This window comes from Micrococcus lylae NBRC 15355 (assembly GCF_001570885.1).
Lineage (GTDB): Bacteria > Actinomycetota > Actinomycetes > Actinomycetales > Micrococcaceae > Micrococcus > Micrococcus lylae.
Genome location: NZ_BCSN01000062.1, coordinates 1 through 15102, shown reverse-complemented (window position 1 = coordinate 15102; position 15102 = coordinate 1). Strand labels below are relative to the sequence as shown.

Here is a 15102-nt window from a genome sequence, read left to right as displayed (position 1 = left end):
CCGGGCCGTAGCCGATGACGTCGCACAGGTCCGCGACCTCGGGCCCGTACGTGTCCACCCGCTCAGGGAGAGACTCGTACAGGGGCCGCACCAGCGCGCCCGGATCAGCCAGCAGCACGACGACGCTCCTCACGACGACGACGCAGCTCATCCAGCTCGTCCCCGGCGTCCTCCTTGTCCGCGAGCACACCGGCCAGCGTCGCCTCGAGCTGCTTCACCATGCCAGCGAGCGCCGACCCAGTGTCGAGGGCCGGGTTGTCGATGCGGCGCGCGAGCGCGAGCGCGGACTGGCCGGCGACCGTGCCGAGCTTGCCCGCCTTCCGCAGCTCGTCGAGGGTGGCCTGATGGACGGTCATCGGGGTCTCGTCTACGATGAGGCGGCCCTCGGCCGGAGGCTCGCTGGAGTCGTGCCCGTCATGGTCCATCAGGCGGCCGACGACGGCAGTAGCGGCTTTCCGTTGCTCAGCCTTCGGAACTGCCCGCTGCGCCCTCTTCTTGCACTTCTCCGAGCAGTACTTCGCGTGCGCCCGCTTGGCTTCGAACTCGGAACCGCAGCTCTGGCAAGCGATGATCATCCCGTGCCTCCTAGCTGACGGCGGTGAGCGCCTCCCCGGTCTTGTTGCTCTTGCGCAGATTGCAGGCGAAGTGCGCCGGAGCGACGTTGTCCGGCGTGTCAAACGGCGTCGCACACACTGCGCAAACGGTTCGCATGCCGCCCTCCTACCGTCCCGGGACATGAATAGACTAGAGGGAGAGCTGACTTCCGGGCGGAGTCAGGAGCCGCATGATTCCGCGAGATTTGAACCCCCTACCCGGTGGGCCGCGTCGCGGCTCGCTCCTTGGATCGACGCGTGGCTTCGATCCTGCAGGTCCGGCACTCACGCTTGTTCGGACGCGCCGGGGGACGGTAGAGGTTGTCTCCTTCGAGCGGGTGGCCCCGCAGGCACGTGGACTGCTTTGCCTGGCTGGCGACAAACCCAGCACCTCGCAGGAGGTTGGTCCGATTAGACACAGGCTCCAGGTGATCCGGGTTCACGCAGGCCCGCTCACGGCACAGATGGTCGATCACCAAGTCGTCCGGGATGGGCTCACGGTGCACAGACCACGAGAGCCTGTGTGTGAGCCAGGTACGGCCGCGGTATCCGATCTTCGTGTAGCCGTTCGGCTGGCTCGCGCGCGTGCTGATCCAGCACTCCGTCTCGAACCCTCGGTCCTGGACGACGGCGCGTTGGGCGATGCGACCTCGGAGCATCGCTCGTTCCTCAACGTTGAACATCCTGTCTCCTACCAGTCGCGGACCGTGGTCGCGGCCTTCGCCATACGGGCGGCGGTTGCTTTGGCCTGACCGGCGCGACGGTTGCAGGTGCGATGGCTGGGACCGATGTACTCGGAGCGGTCGTCCGAATGGTCCAGCTCCCACAGCGCGCCGGGCGCGATGGGTTCTTGGCAGCGGGCGCAGAGGGCCTGTCCGGACTCGACGAGCGGCTTGTACTTCTCGCGCATGCGTTGATGCGACGCTCCGTACCCACGCGACGTCGTGGTCGCCCTGGTCATCGGCATCACCTCAGTGTGGTTTGGCCTGCTGGCCGTTGCGCCGACCGCAGGACTCGAACCTGCACCCTCCGGTTTTGGAGACCGGTGCGCTTCCCGTTGCGCTAGATCGACTGGTGCACCTGCATGGTCCGCGAAGGACTGTCGTCTCAAGTGGTTGGGTGCCATGCAGGTGCTGGGCAGGTCCGGCTCGCCCCGGGACTGCACGGTGGGGGGTCGTGGCCGGCCTTCGGGGGTTCGTGTCCCCGCTGACCCGGGTGGTGTCGTGACGCCCGGGCAGGGGGCGGGTACGACGAAGGCCGCCGGGTCACCCTGTTTTTTGGGCGCGGCCGACGGCCTCACCGTCACGCTATCACGTGGATGGTGTGGGGTGCAATCGGTCATGCCCGACGGGTCTTGGCATGGGCGTGCAGGACATCGGCGGGGTGGTAGCAGGGCAGACCGCCGGCAGTGGTGCCAGCCGCGGTGAGGTGTCCTCGTTCGACCCACTTGCGCAGGGCAGGGGCGTGGATGCGGATCCCGAGGGTGGCCTCGAGCCAGGGCAGCAGGTGGCGTGTGGGCAGGGCAGGGATCTGCTTCATGCGGGCGATGATGTGCTCTTCGGTCTGGGTGCGTTCGACGTTGCCGTGGACGAGGTCGTGTGCGGCGTCGATGTCTGCGGAGAGGCACCGGGCTTGGTGGGCGGCGTCGGGCTGTGCTGGCAGGGAGGGCAGGCGGCGGGGCCAGGTGGTGGTGAGCGCGTACCAGAGCGCGAAGACGGGGATGTTGATCGCGTCGTGGTGGGTGCTGGTGTGGTGGCGGCGTCCTGTGCTGTCAGCGCTGGTGGCGAGGCGGAGGCCGATGAGGCGCAGTGCGTCGAGCTCGTCGTCGGTGATCGAGTCGAGGCGGTCGGCGAGGTCGGTGACGCACGGGTGGCAGATGGTGGTGTGGGGTGCTGGTCGGCCGCAGTCGAGCTCGCACTGGTGGGCGTGGTCGGTGGTGTGCATGGTCAGTCCTCCTGCTGTGGGTGGGGGATGAGGTCGAGGGTGAGATACGCGGTGGTGGTCTTCCCGCCGTGGCGCATGTCGGGTCCGATGACCCTGGTGTGGTCGTCGTCTTCGAGCAGGCCGGCGTCTACGAGCCCGTCCACGCAGGCTTTGACGGTGGGCCAGAGGTTGTTGGGGTCGTACCGGCCGGCGCGGGTCTTGTAGAAGCGGGCGATGATGCGCACCGGCGCCGGGATGGGCGGCAGTCCGGTGGCGGTGGTGGCGGCTGCGGTGCGCCAGGCGGCGGTGAGTTTGGCGGTGGCCATGCGGTGGAGGCGTTGGTTGGAGTTGATCCAGGTGTCGGGGGCGTGGATGGTGAGCCGGAGTGCGGCTGGCGGGAGGGGTGGCTGGTGCACGGGCGGCTCCTGTCTCAGAAGGGCAGTGGCTGGTCGATGGCTGCTGGGGTGGGGTCTGGTTTGTCGGCGAGGGAGGGGCCATGGCGTGGCCGGTGGCAGTCGTGCTCGACGAGGTAGGGGTGGTGGTCGAGGTTGGCGAAGAGGTGGCCGCGGGTGATGCGTTCGGCTTTGAGGGTGTGGGTGCCGGCTGGGGTGATCAGGTAGATGGTGGTGCCGGCGAGGAGGTGGGCCATGCGTTCGTGGAGGGTGAGGGGGTGGGGGTCGAGGGTGACGGTGAGGGCGTGTCGGCCGTGGTCGTCTCCGGTGAGGGTGAGTTGGTGGCAGGTGCGGCAGTGTCCCCAGCGGAGGTTGCGGGGGTTGACGTGGCGGCGGTTGAGGGCGGCCCGGAGCCAGGTCGGGTAGGTGCTGGTGTCGGGGCGGTGTGGGTGTCCGAAGAGTGGTGGCTGGGTCATCGGTGCTCGGTGTGCTCGGTGTGGTCCTGGGTGGTGAGCTGCGCGTGGATGGTTCGGGCGTGGGTGCAGTCTGTGGCGGCGTGGTCGGCGAGGACCTGGCGGCGGATCTGCTCGAGCGCGTCGGTGGCGGCTTGGTAGTAGCTGGCGGTCCTGTTGGCGGCGGGGAAGCCGGCGCAGCGTGAGGACTTCTTGATCGCGGAGAGGAGGCGGCCGTATGAGTCGCCGAGGGTGTAGGTGTCAGCCATGGGTGTGGTCCTTCCTGCGTGTGGTGGTGTGGGGGTGGTGACCTTGGTGACCGAAGTTTCGTGAAGTAGGGCCGCGCCTGCGTGCGTGCATGCACGCACGCGTAGGGGATAGATCAGAATGTCGGTCATCGAGGTCACCAGAGTGTGACTGTTTGCCACGTGGTGATACTTCATAGAGCGCATGTTTGCGCCCATCTCCTCTGTCATTCTTGTGTCGTCGTCTGTCATACTTGGTGTATGGCTGAAGTCATCTGCTGTCCCCGCTGCAACTACCCCGTCGCGACCCTCAACGAGGCGCCCGCCGAACAGGCGGAGCCCTTCCTCGCCGCCTCCGAACGGCGCCGCCAGGACAACCGGGAGCTCGTGCGCGCCTACCTGAACGCGCGAGCCGTCAAGCTGCCCCGCGGCCGGACACCGTCGCCAGAGCTCACGGCCGACTTCGAGGCCTGGTGCCAGCGCAACGGTGAGCTGCAGATCTCGAAGCGGGCCCTCGGCGTCGCCCTGAAGGACCTCGGTGTGCAGCAGGGACGCACCAGCGCCGCCCGCTACTACAAGGACCTCGTCCTGCGCGGCTGACCGGTTCACCATCCGCCCCTGTCTCCGTCGTGGACGTCCCCGGACTCGTGGGTCAGGGTCACGCCGCCGTAGTACTTGGACCTGCGGTCACGGGGCGCGTCGGTGCCGACGGTGATGCCGTGGCGGGCGATCTGGGTGGTGAAGGCGCGCCCCCTGATGGGGTCCTCGCCGTTCTCGTGGCACCAGGTCTCATAGGCGGCCCGCAGCTTGGAGGTTGGTGTGGAAAACTCGATCCGGTCTGTGTAGTCCGGGTGGAGCTCGGTGTCCTCGGCCAAGAACCGGCCGACGGTGTCCACGTCCTTGGCGTACTGGGCGGTGGCGGCGTCCACGCCGGCGGGTGCGGTGAGGCCACGCTCCGTGTAGGCGGCGGCGCCGGCGGCGATCCAGGCCATGAGGGCGGGCCCATGCGTGTCGTCCGCGAACCGGTCCTGCAGCCCGTCGACGCGCTGCTCGTCGGGGACTTCGTGGACGAAGGGGATCAGGCGCAGGCGCCGCCAGAAGGAGCGGCCACCACTGGTGACGCCGGGCTTGTGGTTGCCCATGAGCCAGAGGTGGTGGGAGGGGGTGAAGGAGAAGTCGTCCATGCGCATGAAGCGGGCGGTGAGGGTGTCGCCGCCGGTGAGGAGCTTGACCTTGGCCTCGTCGAATCGGTCGGTTTCGTTGACCTCGGAGCACAGGACCATGCGGGTGCCGGCTAGGCGTGCGATCTCGGTGGAGTGCGCGGCGTAGTTGGAGGCCATGAGGAACCCGTTGGGGCTGGTGGTGGCGTAGTCGCCGAGGACCTTCATCAACGACTCGAGGAACACGCCCTTGCCGTTGCCGCCGGAACCGTGGGCGAAGGGCAGGACGTGTTCGCGGACGACGCCGATCGCGGAGTATCCGATGAGGCGGTGCATGTAGTCGATGAGGTCGGGGTCCTTGAAGGTCTGGGTGAGGAAGTCGTCCCAGAAGGTGGTGTCGGCGGTGAAGTCGGGGGCGTGCTTGGTGCACCGGGTGTGGAGGTGGTCGGGGTCCGAGGGGTGCAGTTGGCCGGTGCGGAGGTTGAGGATGCCGGTGGGGGTGTTGAGCTCCCAGGGGCGGTTGTCGAGGTCGTCGGCGCGGACGGTGAGGGCGGGGATGGTGGCGGCCTGGGTGAGTAGGTCGGTGGTGCCCTTGGCGGAGAGGGTGCGGCGTTTGTGGTTGGCCCATTCCTGGTTGTCGGGCATGCGGCGGCCGACGTCTTTGGCGAGTTCTCGGGCGATGCCGCCGCCTGGGGGCTGCCAGTTCCAGGTGGTGCCGTCCCAGTGGAGCCAGCGGCCTCGGTCGGGGCAGTAGCGGAGTTCGTGGGCGTGGTGGTGGGCGAGGGTGGCGGCGTTGCCGTCGTCGGAGCGGACGGTGATGGTGCCGATAGGGGTGACCGTGGCGTCCTCGGCTGCTGGGGCTGGGGTGGGGTCGTTGGTGCCGGTGGCGGGCAGGTGGGTGACCGTCGCCGTCGCCGCGGGGGTCTGCTTGTGGATCCAGGCGTCCTGGTCGGCCTGCAAGGTGGCAGGGTCGAAGGTCGGTTCGGTGCCGTAGCGGCGGCCGTCGGGGGTGTTCTGGCCGTCGCGGAGCATGCGGGCGGCCTTGGTGTGGTCCCCACCTGCGTGGAGGACGGCGAAGGCGCCGAGCTTGGTGTAGGGGACCTCCTGTTCGAAGTCGGTGGAGGTGGTGAACACGTAGAGCCGGTCGCGGTCGTCGGCGTACCCGGTGGTTGCGGAGAAGCCTTCGGCGGGGTTCTTGCCGGGGCGGGTCCACCGGGTTTCGGTGCCGTGGGTGGAGTGCTTGGTCCAGCCTGCGGGTTCGAGGATCGCCTCCCAGGGCTCTGCCTCGAAGGCGTCGCCGGGGGAGGTGCCGTTGTCGGCCAGGACCGGTGCGTCGGGGGAGACGGGGCGGGGTGCGGGTGCTGGTCGGGTGGGGGCTTCGTCGAGGGTGCGGAACAGGTCGTGCAGCTGGGTCCGCTCGGCGCTGGTGAGGGTGGGGATGGTGGAGGGGCCACCGCTGAGGCGGGTCCAGGCACGGCCGGAGGGGTGCGCGGTGCCGCTGGTGGGGGCGAGGACAGTTTGTCCGCCGGTGCCGCGGGTTTCGGCGATGACGTGGCGGTCGGTGGTGGCGGCGAGTTTGGTGTTGCCGGGGACGGGGTCGCCGGTGACGCGGTAGAACCAGTGGATGCCGCCGGAGGGGGAGGCTTCGCACCAGCCGTCGAGGCGGCGGAGCAGGTCCAGGCAGCCGGTGGTGGTGGCGGTGGCTTCGATGTCGGCGAGGCGGTGGGTGTGGGCGCCTTCGATTTCGAGCATCTCGAGGTTGCCGGAGGCGGGGCCGCAAACGATGCCGAGGGCGTGGTGGCGGGGGGTGTCGCCGCCGAACCAGGTGTCGAGGTCGGTGGGGGTGGCGAGGCCTCGGTTCTGCCAGGCGCGGAGGGCGGGCGCCTTGGAGTGGTCCGAGCGGACGGGGATGATGGTGCAGCCGTTCATTGTGGCTTCGATGGCCGCGTGGTGGAGGGGGTTTAGGGGTGGCCTGGTCATGGTGGGCCTGGTCTCCTTACGGTCGGCTGCGGTACGGGTTCTGGTGGTGGAGGGTTCCGGAGAGTCCGGTGGCTTTGAGGGCAGCTTGGTCGGCGCAGTGCACGGTCCCCTCGTGCGCGAGGGAGAGGACGGCGGCCGTGATCTGGGTTTCTCTCCGCCGGGCGTGGACCTGGCAGAGGGCCTGGGTGATGCCGACGCAGAACCCAGCCTCGAACCCGGTGTGGGCCTGGGTGAGGAGGGTGGCCGCGGGCCGGCCACAGCCGTCGAACTCGCAGACGTTCATGCGGCCACCTCCTGCCCGGTGGTGGCGTGCCGGAACACCAGGTGCCCGGTGACCGGGTCCACCCCGGCGGGGACGTACAGGTGCTGGTCCGTCGCCTGCGGGATCCAGCCGGCGGCGTCCACATCGAACACGAACACGGTGCGGCCACGAGACTTGTGGACCAGGCACGGGGCCGAAGCCTGCCCGGGCCGGACGTAGGCGGTGGCGCCGTCGGCGGGCCCGCCGACACAGTTCAGCTGCCACGGGTCGGGCTGGGTGGGCCGCCAGATCGCGGTGAGCTTCCACGGCGTGTACGGGACGGTGGTGTCGTGATCGAGGGCGGTGGGGCCGCCGATGATGCGGACGTCCTTGCGGCGGGCCGGGTACCCGTGGGCTTTCGCGTCACCGATGACGCGGGAGATCACGGACGCTTCGGCACGGTCCTGCGCGATCAGGGATGCACCGATGGTGATGACCCTGGAGGCGGTGATTCCCTCGGTGGTGTGCCGGCGGAACTCGTGGACGGGGAGCAGGTTGCGGGGGGCGGGGTTCTCCCAGATCAGGTTCATGCCTGGACCGCCTCAGCGTGCAGGGGGAACATCGCGGAGATCAGGTCTGGTCGGAACCCGGACCAGTCCTGCACGGGCTCACCGTCCTCGTTGAAGATGACGATCACGGGGGCGGAGGTGTAGCCGAGCTTGGTGACGAAGACGTGCGCGTCGCGGTCCTGGGTCAGGTCGATGACGTCGTAGCGGACGTTGCGGTTGTCGAGGAACCGCTTGGTGGCGGTGCACTGCTGGCAGGTGGGGGTGGTGTGGAGGACGATCGTGCGGCCGGCGCCGATGGTGCGGCCGTGGGGGTTGTGGGTGGTGCGGGCGGTCATGCCGTGCAGCTCCTGTCTGGTGTTCGTGTGTGGCGGGGGTGGGGCACGGGCGACAACCAGTGCTGATGTCGCCCGTGCCCCGAGTTGGTAGAAGGGATCAGGCGGTGAAGACCAGGAGGTGCTTCGCCTGCCCCTCGGTGGGGATGTTCCACTTGATGACCTCGTCCACCAGGGCCCTGAACGCGGCCTTCTGGATTTCCGCGGGGCGGTCGAGCTTCACTCCGATGGACAGCTGCTGGCCACGCAGGCGCCAGCGGAGTCGGGCGGTCACCTTGACGCGCTGGCTCCCCCGGAACGGCGGAAGAGCAAGGTCAATCACGGCAGGAATCTCGAGGTCCCCGGCCTTGCCCGCGGAAGCGGTGGTGTCCTCGCGGTAGGCGAACCGGACGTTGCCGTCCTGGAGCCGCTGGGCCTGTTCGAAAGCGACGGAGCGGTTGACCTGCATGGAGGTGGCGATCTCGATCATCGTGGCCGCGTCGGGGCTGATGACGGCGCCCGCGTTGTCCTCGAGGAACTCCGCGAACTGCTCCTGCGACATGAGCTTCCCGTCTGCCTGGGTCCAGGCCGCCCAGTCGTCGTCGATCAGCAGGGTGAGCTGGCAGGTGTGGACGCCGCGCCCCGGGTTGGTTCGGGTGCCGGCGTCGATGTGGGCCATGACGGTCTTCTCACGGACGTGGATCTCCGTGTTCTCGGCGTCACCGTGCTTCTCGAGGTATCGGATGAAGGACGCTGCGTCAGTGACGACGACCTTCTCGGCCTTGAACTGGGGAGCAGCGAGCTCGTCTTCCGGGGTGACGACCAGCTTCTGGCCGCCGTCTTCGCCTCGGATCACGTAGGGGGTGTTCCAGTCGAGCGGATGCGGGGCCACGCCCTCGTAGGAGAGTTGGGTGAGATTGGTCAGGGACTCGGTGTCGAAGGTGCTCATGCGTGGTTCTCCTTGCGGGTCTTGGTGGCGTCGGCTGGGGAGTCGATGACCTGCAGGCCTTCGAAGCTGGGCTGGGCCGGATTGGAGCGGGAGAGGTTGCCGTCGGCGTCGGGCCAGTAGACGCGCTCGCGGCGGTCGAACTCCGGCTTGCGCAGGGTGACCTTGTCAGAGACGCGCAGCATGTCCGGGGTGCGCTTGTCGGGGGTGACCTTGATCTGCAGGGTGATGGTCCCGGCCTTCTCGGTGGCGAGGACGGCGGCGATGAGGTCGTGGAGGGCGTCGGTGAGCTCTCCGTGGGTGGAGCCCTGGTCGAGGATGAACTCGGCGAATGGCCGCTTGACCTGGTCGTCGGGGTGCTTGGTGTTGGTCATGGCTGGTGCCTCCTGGTGTCAGGCCTTGTTGGTGGCGACGGTCGCGGCGTCGATCTTGAGGAAGTCGGCGATCTGGTCGTCGGTGAAGCCGTTGCTGGCGAGGGTCTTGATTTGCGCGACCGTCTCGGCTGGCAGGGACCCCGGCGCCGCCGTGGGTGCGGACGGCTGGGTGGTGCCGCCGGTCCACGGGTCCTCCTGCGCCTGCGCCGGCTGCTGTGCCGGTGCCTGCGCCGGCTGCTGTTCAGGGGTGGCCGGGGCGCCACCGGCGGGGGTGACCTGCACGTCGAAGTGCTTCAGCGTCTTCCCGCCGGCACGGGACTCGGAGTGCGTGAACGTGAGCTTCACGTGGTCACCGATGTTCGGGGCCGCGGCCACGAGCTTCGTCTTGAGCTGGATCTGCCCGCAGGTCACAGCGGTCTCCGTGCCGTCGTCGGTGGCCAGGTGCAGCTGCGGGTCCTTCTTCCCGTCGGGCCAGGTCTGCTCGGTGATCGCGGTGATCGTCCCGGCGATCGTGTCCCCGGGGTTCTCGAACTTGAAGAAGTCGGCGGCGACGGCGTGCTCGTTCCAGTTGAACGACATGATGGGGTCCTCCTTGGTGGGGGCTGGGTTGGGGTGATGGGTTGGGGTGGGGTCAGGACGCGAAGCGCGCCCAGACGGACCCCGCCGGCGGGGAGACCGCCGGAGTCTGTGCGGCACCGCGGTTGCGGTAGCCGTTGTTGTGCCAGGCGCAGAAGGAGTCCTCGCACTCGTCGGTGGCATGCAGGGCGAGGGCCTTCTCGATGCCGTGGACCTGCAGCTCCATGGCGAGCCGGTTCACGCGGGCCAGGACGGCTTCGGCGACGGACCGGTCGTAGGGTTCGGCCCACAGGTAGGCGTCGGTGAGGTCACCGGCTGCGGGTAGGAAGCAGATCGCGACGAGGTTCGGGCGGATCCCGGCGTCCTCGAAGCCCTTCCCGTACAGGTGCGCCTGGCACCGGTACTGCTGGGACGGGCCCTGCGTCCGGTACTTGCGCAGGCTGTTCGGGGACACGACCTTGTGGTCGATCACGACCTGCTCCTGCAGGTCGAACAGGTCGCAGGACCCGGTCACGTCCTGCCCGGCGATCTGTCCGACGGTGACCCGCCGCTCGGTGATCCACCGCAGTGGGTCCCCGCCGCGGCGCCGGCCCTCGGCCTCGAACGCGTCCTCGAGCCAGGCGTGGACGGCGGTGCCGACGGTGGGCCGCCAGGGCACGTCGTTGCGTTCGGGCTCGGGGTCGCCGTTGAGCTTGTGGAGCAGGGTGATGGTGCAGGTGACGCCGAGCTCGGACGGCCCGATGGCGGTTTGCAGGGACCGGGGGTGTTGGGTGATCGCTTCGATGACGACGTCCATGTACCCCTCGGCGACGGCCTCGAGCCGGTCCCCGATGGTGGGGGACAGGTCGGCCCAGTAGCCGGCGCCGGGGTGGCGGGCGGTGGCTGGGCTGGTGGTGTGCTGCTGGACGGTCATGGTCAGCGCAGGGTGATCCGAGCGGTGCCGTCGGTCTTGTAGGCGTCGAGCTCGGCGGGGGAGAACAGGTTGCGGACGACGTCCATGTTCAGGGTGGGCTCGTAGCCGTACAGGTCGGGGCGTTCGGCCGGCGGGTGCGCGATCATGAACGCCTTCTTGTCGAGCATGCGCGGGGTGGTGACCTGCACCTTGAGCCCGTTGACCTGGTGGGTACCGTTGCCGAGGTCGTGGATCAGGTGCTTCTCGAGCTCACGCTTGCGGGCGGTGAGCCGGTCGAGTTCGGTGCGGATGACGGCGAGCTCGGCGACGATGTCGTCGTGGTGGGTGCTGTTCATGGGCGGGCCTCCTGGCGGGTGTGGCGGGTGTACCGGTTGGCGATGAGGTGGGAGAGGTGGACGGTGCGCGACTCCCAGTTCGCGGCGTCCAGGTAGTGGCGGGCGATGTCCTTGCGGCCACGGCCGGCCCAGTGGACGGCGAGGGCCCTGCAGGAGGAGGCGCACACGGCGGCCATGCGGGCCTGGGAGCGGGCCCTGTGCGCGGATCCCGGGTGAGGGGCGAACGTGGTGGTGAAGTCGCGGGCGAGCTCCACGGCGATCCGGGCCTGCTGCAGGTCCTCGTCCACCACGGCGGGCGTGTAGACGGTGGTGGCGCTCATGCGGACTTGCCCTCGTCGGTGATGCCGTATACGTCGGCGAGGACACGGCGGTGGTCGGCGACGGCCTTGTGGAGGCGGGCGGTCTGTCGGCCGATGGCCTCTGCGGTGGCCACGGTCAGGTCGTCGATGCGGCGCACGTACTGGGCCTTCTCCCGTACGTGGGCGGCGTTCTCGCGGATCGCGGCCTGCTTGTCGATCAGCCCCTGGCAGGTGGCGTGGCCGGGGAAGCGGGTGCGGTGGCAGAAGTGCAGCTGGTCGGTGGTGGTCCAGGCGTTGGTCTCGCCGCAGGACCCGAGCCGGGAGAGGCGGGCCTTGTCCGGGTACTCGATCTCGACGACTTCCCAGAGGGTGGTGGCCTTGCCGCGGGTGACGATGTCGCAGTACTTGATTCGGGTGTCGGTGCCGGGGTAGGTGGCGTGGTCGGGGTTGAGCTTCGTCATGGGGTGCAGTCCTTCTATGTGCTGGGGCTGGGGTCTGGGGTCTGGGGTCTGGGGTTAGGGGGTGAGGGTGGATCCGACGAGGTCGATCCACATCAGGGCCGCGACGGTGGTCGCACCGGATGCCATGGCCAAGGTCCAGCGGACGGCGGCGCGGATGCGCCAGGCGTGGGTGCCTGGTGTGGGCTCCCACCAGGTGGCGGGGACGGGTTCCATGCCGAGGTCGTCGTGGATGGTGGTCATCGGGTGTTCCTCTCGATGAAGGCGGCGAGGGCCTTCTCGGTGATGTGCCAGCGGGCGCGGGGCCCGTTGGACTTGCGGACGCCGCGGAGTTCTCCTCGGCGGAGGCGGGCCCTGGTGGTGTCGGGGTGTTCGGCCAGGGCGGCGGCGGCCTCTTTGACGGTCAACAGGCGAGTCGGCATCACGCGGCCCGCCTCACGGTGGAATCCATGCGCGTCTCGCTTGAATCTCCGGGCATGAAAAGTGTGCCCTCGAGGACGCCGAGGGCCTCCTCGATGCGTTTGGCTACTGCAGGGGTGCAGGTGTTCTTCGCACCGGATGTGAGCTGATGGATGAACTGCCGGCTGCATTCGGCGTAGCGGCCGAGGCGGGCCTGGCTCATGTCGCGGTCAGCCATGTACCGGGCGAGAAGCTCGTGGTCTCGGACTCTCATCCATCGCCCCTTCGCTCGTCGTCGTCTTGCTGTTGCGATGTCCATCATGCTCCGCTCCTTCTTGGTTTTCAAGTCTCAGTGGAAAGAATACCACTCATGGTTGACAGCATGTCAACCGACAGGGGAGTGCGTTCACCGTGGAATCATGCGGCTTGCGGGGCGATTGCGCCTGTAGCCTGGTTGACGAAAAAGATTCCAACGACACGCGACACCGCTTGACGGGGTGTCATGCGCGGATTCGCACACCGCTCGACCCGGAACAGAGACTGAAGCCATGCACGCATACCGCAGGTTCATCCAAGAGACGATGGACGCCCGGCGCATGAAGCCGGCCGACGTCGCCCGCGCCGGAGGCCCGAGCAACCAGCTCATCTCCCGGCTCATGCAGGATGACCGTGACATCCTCGACCGTCGCCCGGATGCCGAGACCATCCGCCGCTACGCAGTCGCCCTCCGCGTGAGGGAAGAGGACGTGCTGGCGGCTGTGGCCGAAGCGATGGGACTTCCCCTGACCATCACCACGGCCCGCCTGGAAGATGTCCCCGCCGACGCGCTGCTCAACGAGCTCCGCCGCCGGCTGACCGAGGCAGGTGAGACCCGTGGCAACACGGCCCCCATGAACCCGAAGGAATCTTCGGAACCGGCCGCTACCAGCGCCGAGAGTGCCCTACAGGGCAAGAATCCGCAGGATTCTGCGGAATCCAGTACACCTGGTGACCGAGGTGACCGAACTTTTGACTTGTCCCCTACGCGTGCGTGCATGCACGCAAGCAGGCGCGGCCCTACTTCACGGAACTTCGGTCACCTCGGTCACCAGGACGACTTCGACCTCGCCGCGCACCCACCCATGCCCCTCGCCGCCGACAAGATCGACGCCGAGTTCGACCAGCTAGGCGAGGACAACCAGGACACCGACCCCGCCTAGCCTGTCTGGGCGTCCGCCTACCCTCGGGGCCATGTTCCACCCCTGGCGTGCACTCCGCAGGCTCGGGCACGTCGCCCTCGACTGGTCCCGGCCCCACCCGGCCACGCCCGGCGCCACCAACGGAATCGACATGATCTGGCTCGACCCACGCCTGAACCAAGTCGAACGCCGATGCGTGCTCACCCACGAGCTCGTACACCTCGAGCACGGACACACCAGCTGCCAGCCGCCGGCCATCGAGCACACCGTGCGCACCGAGACCGCCCGCCGGCTCATCGGACTCGACCGGCTCATCCAGGCGCTGCCCTGGGCCATGTCTCCGGCCGAGCTGGCCGACGAGCTCTGGGTCACCGAGCTCGTCCTCATGGACCGGCTCCGCACCCTCACCGAGCTCGAGCGCACCACCATCCTCGCCAGACACGAAGACACCCCGCAGAACCCATGAGCTGATTCGCCCCCGCGTATCAGCCGACCACGAATACCCGGCGCCAGCGGGTGCCGGCGCCACCCACCTGGAAGGAGCCGCCCATGTCGAGGGTCGTAGACCTGTGGTTGCGGCGGGACCGGACTAGGACCGCCCGGTACGGGCGCGGCCGCCGGTGGAAGGCAGTCCGCACCGACGGCCGCGGCGGTGAAGTCACGCGCACGTTCCGCACGAAGGATGCCGCCACCGTCTGGGCACACTCGGCCACCGTCGCCACCGCACCGGTCACGGTGGCCGAGTGGGCGGGCACCTGGCAGGGGCGACAGGTGCACCAGCGGGCCAGGTCTAGGGAGACGATCAGGCTCCGTGTTGAGGGCGACATCCTCCCGGTCCTCGGTGGCCGCCGCCTGGACTCGCTGACCCGTGCCGATGTGCAGGACGCGGTCCTCGCCTGGACGGAGAAGGGTCTGGCGCCGGCCACGGTGCGGCTGTCCTACCGGTACTTGTCGTCGATGCTGCGTGAGGCGGTCCTCGAGGGCATCATCCCGGTGTCTCCGGCGGTGCGTATCCGCCTGCCCGCGTTGCCGTCGGAGCCGGTGGAGGTGTTGACGGTGGGGCAGGTGCAGCAGATCGCGGACACGATTGCACCGTGGGCGCGTGATGCGGTGCTGGTGGCGGCGGCGACGGGGCTGCGGCCGGGGGAGTGGCGTGGGCTGACCGCTGACCGGGTGAACCTGGAGGCGGGGACGATCCTGGTGGACCGGCAGATCGGGCAGACCGTGTCCACGTGGGGGCCGCTGAAGACGGCGGCGTCACGGCGTGTGGTGACCGTCGGCCCGGCGACCGTGGACGTGTTGGGCCGGCTGGTTGAGGACGCCGACGGTGAGGGCCGGTTGTTCCATCACCGTGGTGGTGGGTGGTCGCGTCACCGGTTGTCGGACGCGTGGGATGACGTGCGAGGCAAGCTGTCTTGGATGGGGCCAGGCGGGTGGCATATGCTGCGGCACCATCACGCCTCGGTGCTGCTCTCGGGTGGGGCGTCGGTGGTGGCGGTGTCCCGCCGTCTCGGTCACAAGGATGCAACGGAGACACTTGCTAGTTACGCCCACGTGATGCCGTCGGATGATGCGGCGTTGGCGGGCCTGGTGGACGGGCTGGTCCGATAGCTGCTGTTCCGGTTCTGTTCCGGTTGGGACACCACAGGCGACCGTATCTGACCACAAGTGACCGTATCTGGGGTGAGGGCGGCCGCGGCTGGTTTCCCGCATGCGGGCGCGGATTCCGCGGCCTGGTGCAGGTGTGATGTTGGTGGG

Annotated in this window: 25 protein-coding genes and 1 tRNA gene; 4 read left to right on the top strand and 22 right to left on the bottom strand. The window is 68.7% G+C overall.

Annotated features, from left to right (window positions below; genetic code table 11):
• Positions 1-104: 104 nt before the first annotated feature.
• From MLY01S_RS10605 to MLY01S_RS10575, 8 genes are all read right to left on the bottom strand, one after another.
• Positions 105-575, bottom strand: coding sequence for a hypothetical protein (locus MLY01S_RS10605; RefSeq protein ID WP_082740118.1), 471 nt, complete (start codon positions 573-575; stop codon positions 105-107).
• Positions 576-808: 233 nt separating this feature from the next.
• Entirely contained in the window at positions 809-1252 is a 444-nt protein-coding gene (locus tag MLY01S_RS13150) for an HNH endonuclease signature motif containing protein (RefSeq protein ID WP_373279968.1), read from the bottom strand.
• A gap of 32 nt (positions 1253-1284) precedes the next feature.
• A complete protein-coding gene (locus tag MLY01S_RS10600; RefSeq protein WP_245232041.1) occupies positions 1285-1503 on the bottom strand; it encodes a hypothetical protein in 219 nt (72 codons plus the stop codon).
• A gap of 89 nt (positions 1504-1592) precedes the next feature.
• Positions 1593-1665: transfer RNA gene (locus tag MLY01S_RS10595), tRNA-Trp, on the bottom strand.
• A 266-nt stretch (positions 1666-1931) separates the two neighbouring features.
• Positions 1932-2537 (bottom strand): hypothetical protein, encoded by a 606-nt coding sequence (locus tag MLY01S_RS10590; RefSeq protein WP_067191869.1) that lies wholly within the window; start codon positions 2535-2537, stop codon positions 1932-1934.
• 2 nt (positions 2538-2539) lie between these two features.
• Positions 2540-2932, bottom strand: a complete 393-nt coding sequence (locus tag MLY01S_RS12500; RefSeq protein WP_067191867.1) for a hypothetical protein — start codon at positions 2930-2932, stop codon at positions 2540-2542.
• 14 nt (positions 2933-2946) lie between these two features.
• Entirely contained in the window at positions 2947-3384 is a 438-nt protein-coding gene (locus tag MLY01S_RS10580; RefSeq protein WP_067191864.1) for a hypothetical protein, read from the bottom strand.
• On the bottom strand, positions 3381-3629 hold the full coding sequence (locus MLY01S_RS10575) for a hypothetical protein (RefSeq protein ID WP_067191862.1): 249 nt from the start codon (positions 3627-3629) through the stop codon (positions 3381-3383). Before MLY01S_RS10575 ends, MLY01S_RS10580 begins: the two co-directional genes overlap by 4 nt.
• A 237-nt stretch (positions 3630-3866) precedes the next feature.
• Between MLY01S_RS10575 and MLY01S_RS10570 the strand changes: the two genes are divergently transcribed.
• The gene (locus MLY01S_RS10570) at positions 3867-4205 is read left to right on the top strand and encodes a hypothetical protein (RefSeq protein ID WP_067191860.1); all 339 of its coding nucleotides are present in this window, start codon (positions 3867-3869) and stop codon (positions 4203-4205) included.
• A 5-nt stretch (positions 4206-4210) separates the two neighbouring features.
• Here MLY01S_RS10570 and MLY01S_RS10565 read toward each other — a convergent pair whose 3' ends face one another.
• From MLY01S_RS10565 to MLY01S_RS10500, 14 genes are all read right to left on the bottom strand, one after another.
• Positions 4211-6745, bottom strand: coding sequence for a phage/plasmid primase, P4 family (locus tag MLY01S_RS10565; RefSeq protein ID WP_218000449.1), 2535 nt, complete (start codon positions 6743-6745; stop codon positions 4211-4213).
• 16 nt (positions 6746-6761) lie between these two features.
• A complete protein-coding gene (locus MLY01S_RS10560; protein ID WP_067191855.1) occupies positions 6762-7028 on the bottom strand; it encodes a hypothetical protein in 267 nt (88 codons plus the stop codon).
• Complete coding sequence (locus MLY01S_RS10555) at positions 7025-7576, bottom strand: hypothetical protein (RefSeq protein WP_067191852.1); 552 nt, start codon at positions 7574-7576, stop codon at positions 7025-7027. Before MLY01S_RS10555 ends, MLY01S_RS10560 begins: the two co-directional genes overlap by 4 nt.
• Positions 7573-7890 carry a glutaredoxin family protein gene (locus MLY01S_RS10550; protein WP_067191850.1) on the bottom strand — a complete coding sequence of 106 codons (318 nt, stop codon included), beginning with the start codon at positions 7888-7890 and terminating at the stop codon, positions 7573-7575. The genes MLY01S_RS10555 and MLY01S_RS10550 overlap by 4 nt, the downstream gene beginning before the upstream one ends.
• Positions 7891-7987: 97 nt before the next feature.
• Positions 7988-8815 (bottom strand): DUF2303 family protein, encoded by an 828-nt coding sequence (locus tag MLY01S_RS10545; protein WP_067191847.1) that lies wholly within the window; start codon positions 8813-8815, stop codon positions 7988-7990.
• Positions 8812-9186, bottom strand: a complete 375-nt coding sequence (locus tag MLY01S_RS10540; protein WP_067191845.1) for a YfdP family phage-associated protein — start codon at positions 9184-9186, stop codon at positions 8812-8814. Before MLY01S_RS10540 ends, MLY01S_RS10545 begins: the two co-directional genes overlap by 4 nt.
• Positions 9187-9204: 18 nt before the next feature.
• On the bottom strand, positions 9205-9765 hold the full coding sequence (locus MLY01S_RS10535) for a hypothetical protein (RefSeq protein WP_067191843.1): 561 nt from the start codon (positions 9763-9765) through the stop codon (positions 9205-9207).
• A 52-nt stretch (positions 9766-9817) separates the two neighbouring features.
• Positions 9818-10675, bottom strand: coding sequence for a hypothetical protein (locus MLY01S_RS10530; protein WP_067191841.1), 858 nt, complete (start codon positions 10673-10675; stop codon positions 9818-9820).
• 2 nt (positions 10676-10677) lie between these two features.
• Complete coding sequence (locus tag MLY01S_RS10525) at positions 10678-11010, bottom strand: hypothetical protein (RefSeq protein WP_067191839.1); 333 nt, start codon at positions 11008-11010, stop codon at positions 10678-10680.
• Complete coding sequence (locus tag MLY01S_RS10520; RefSeq protein WP_067191837.1) at positions 11007-11330, bottom strand: hypothetical protein; 324 nt, start codon at positions 11328-11330, stop codon at positions 11007-11009. The genes MLY01S_RS10525 and MLY01S_RS10520 overlap by 4 nt, the downstream gene beginning before the upstream one ends.
• Positions 11327-11770 carry a hypothetical protein gene (locus MLY01S_RS10515; RefSeq protein ID WP_067191835.1) on the bottom strand — a complete coding sequence of 148 codons (444 nt, stop codon included), beginning with the start codon at positions 11768-11770 and terminating at the stop codon, positions 11327-11329. The genes MLY01S_RS10520 and MLY01S_RS10515 overlap by 4 nt, the downstream gene beginning before the upstream one ends.
• Before the next feature lie 54 nt (positions 11771-11824).
• Complete coding sequence (locus MLY01S_RS10510; protein WP_067191833.1) at positions 11825-12010, bottom strand: hypothetical protein; 186 nt, start codon at positions 12008-12010, stop codon at positions 11825-11827.
• Positions 12007-12174, bottom strand: a complete 168-nt coding sequence (locus MLY01S_RS10505) for a helix-turn-helix domain-containing protein (RefSeq protein WP_167635525.1) — start codon at positions 12172-12174, stop codon at positions 12007-12009. The genes MLY01S_RS10510 and MLY01S_RS10505 overlap by 4 nt, the downstream gene beginning before the upstream one ends.
• Before the next feature lie 14 nt (positions 12175-12188).
• Positions 12189-12440 (bottom strand): helix-turn-helix domain-containing protein, encoded by a 252-nt coding sequence (locus MLY01S_RS10500; protein WP_067191829.1) that lies wholly within the window; start codon positions 12438-12440, stop codon positions 12189-12191.
• 322 nt (positions 12441-12762) lie between these two features.
• Between MLY01S_RS10500 and MLY01S_RS10495 the strand changes: the two genes are divergently transcribed.
• The 3 genes from MLY01S_RS10495 (at position 12763) to MLY01S_RS10485 (ending at position 14955) form a co-directional block, all read left to right on the top strand.
• A complete protein-coding gene (locus MLY01S_RS10495) occupies positions 12763-13365 on the top strand; it encodes a hypothetical protein (protein WP_169795147.1) in 603 nt (200 codons plus the stop codon).
• Between the two features lie 31 nt (positions 13366-13396).
• Positions 13397-13810, top strand: coding sequence for a hypothetical protein (locus tag MLY01S_RS10490; protein ID WP_067191825.1), 414 nt, complete (start codon positions 13397-13399; stop codon positions 13808-13810).
• Positions 13811-14115: 305 nt separating this feature from the next.
• Positions 14116-14955: a tyrosine-type recombinase/integrase gene (locus MLY01S_RS10485; RefSeq protein ID WP_157531294.1), complete on the top strand. Its 840-nt coding sequence runs from the start codon at positions 14116-14118 to the stop codon at positions 14953-14955.
• Positions 14956-15102: the final 147 nt, after the last annotated feature.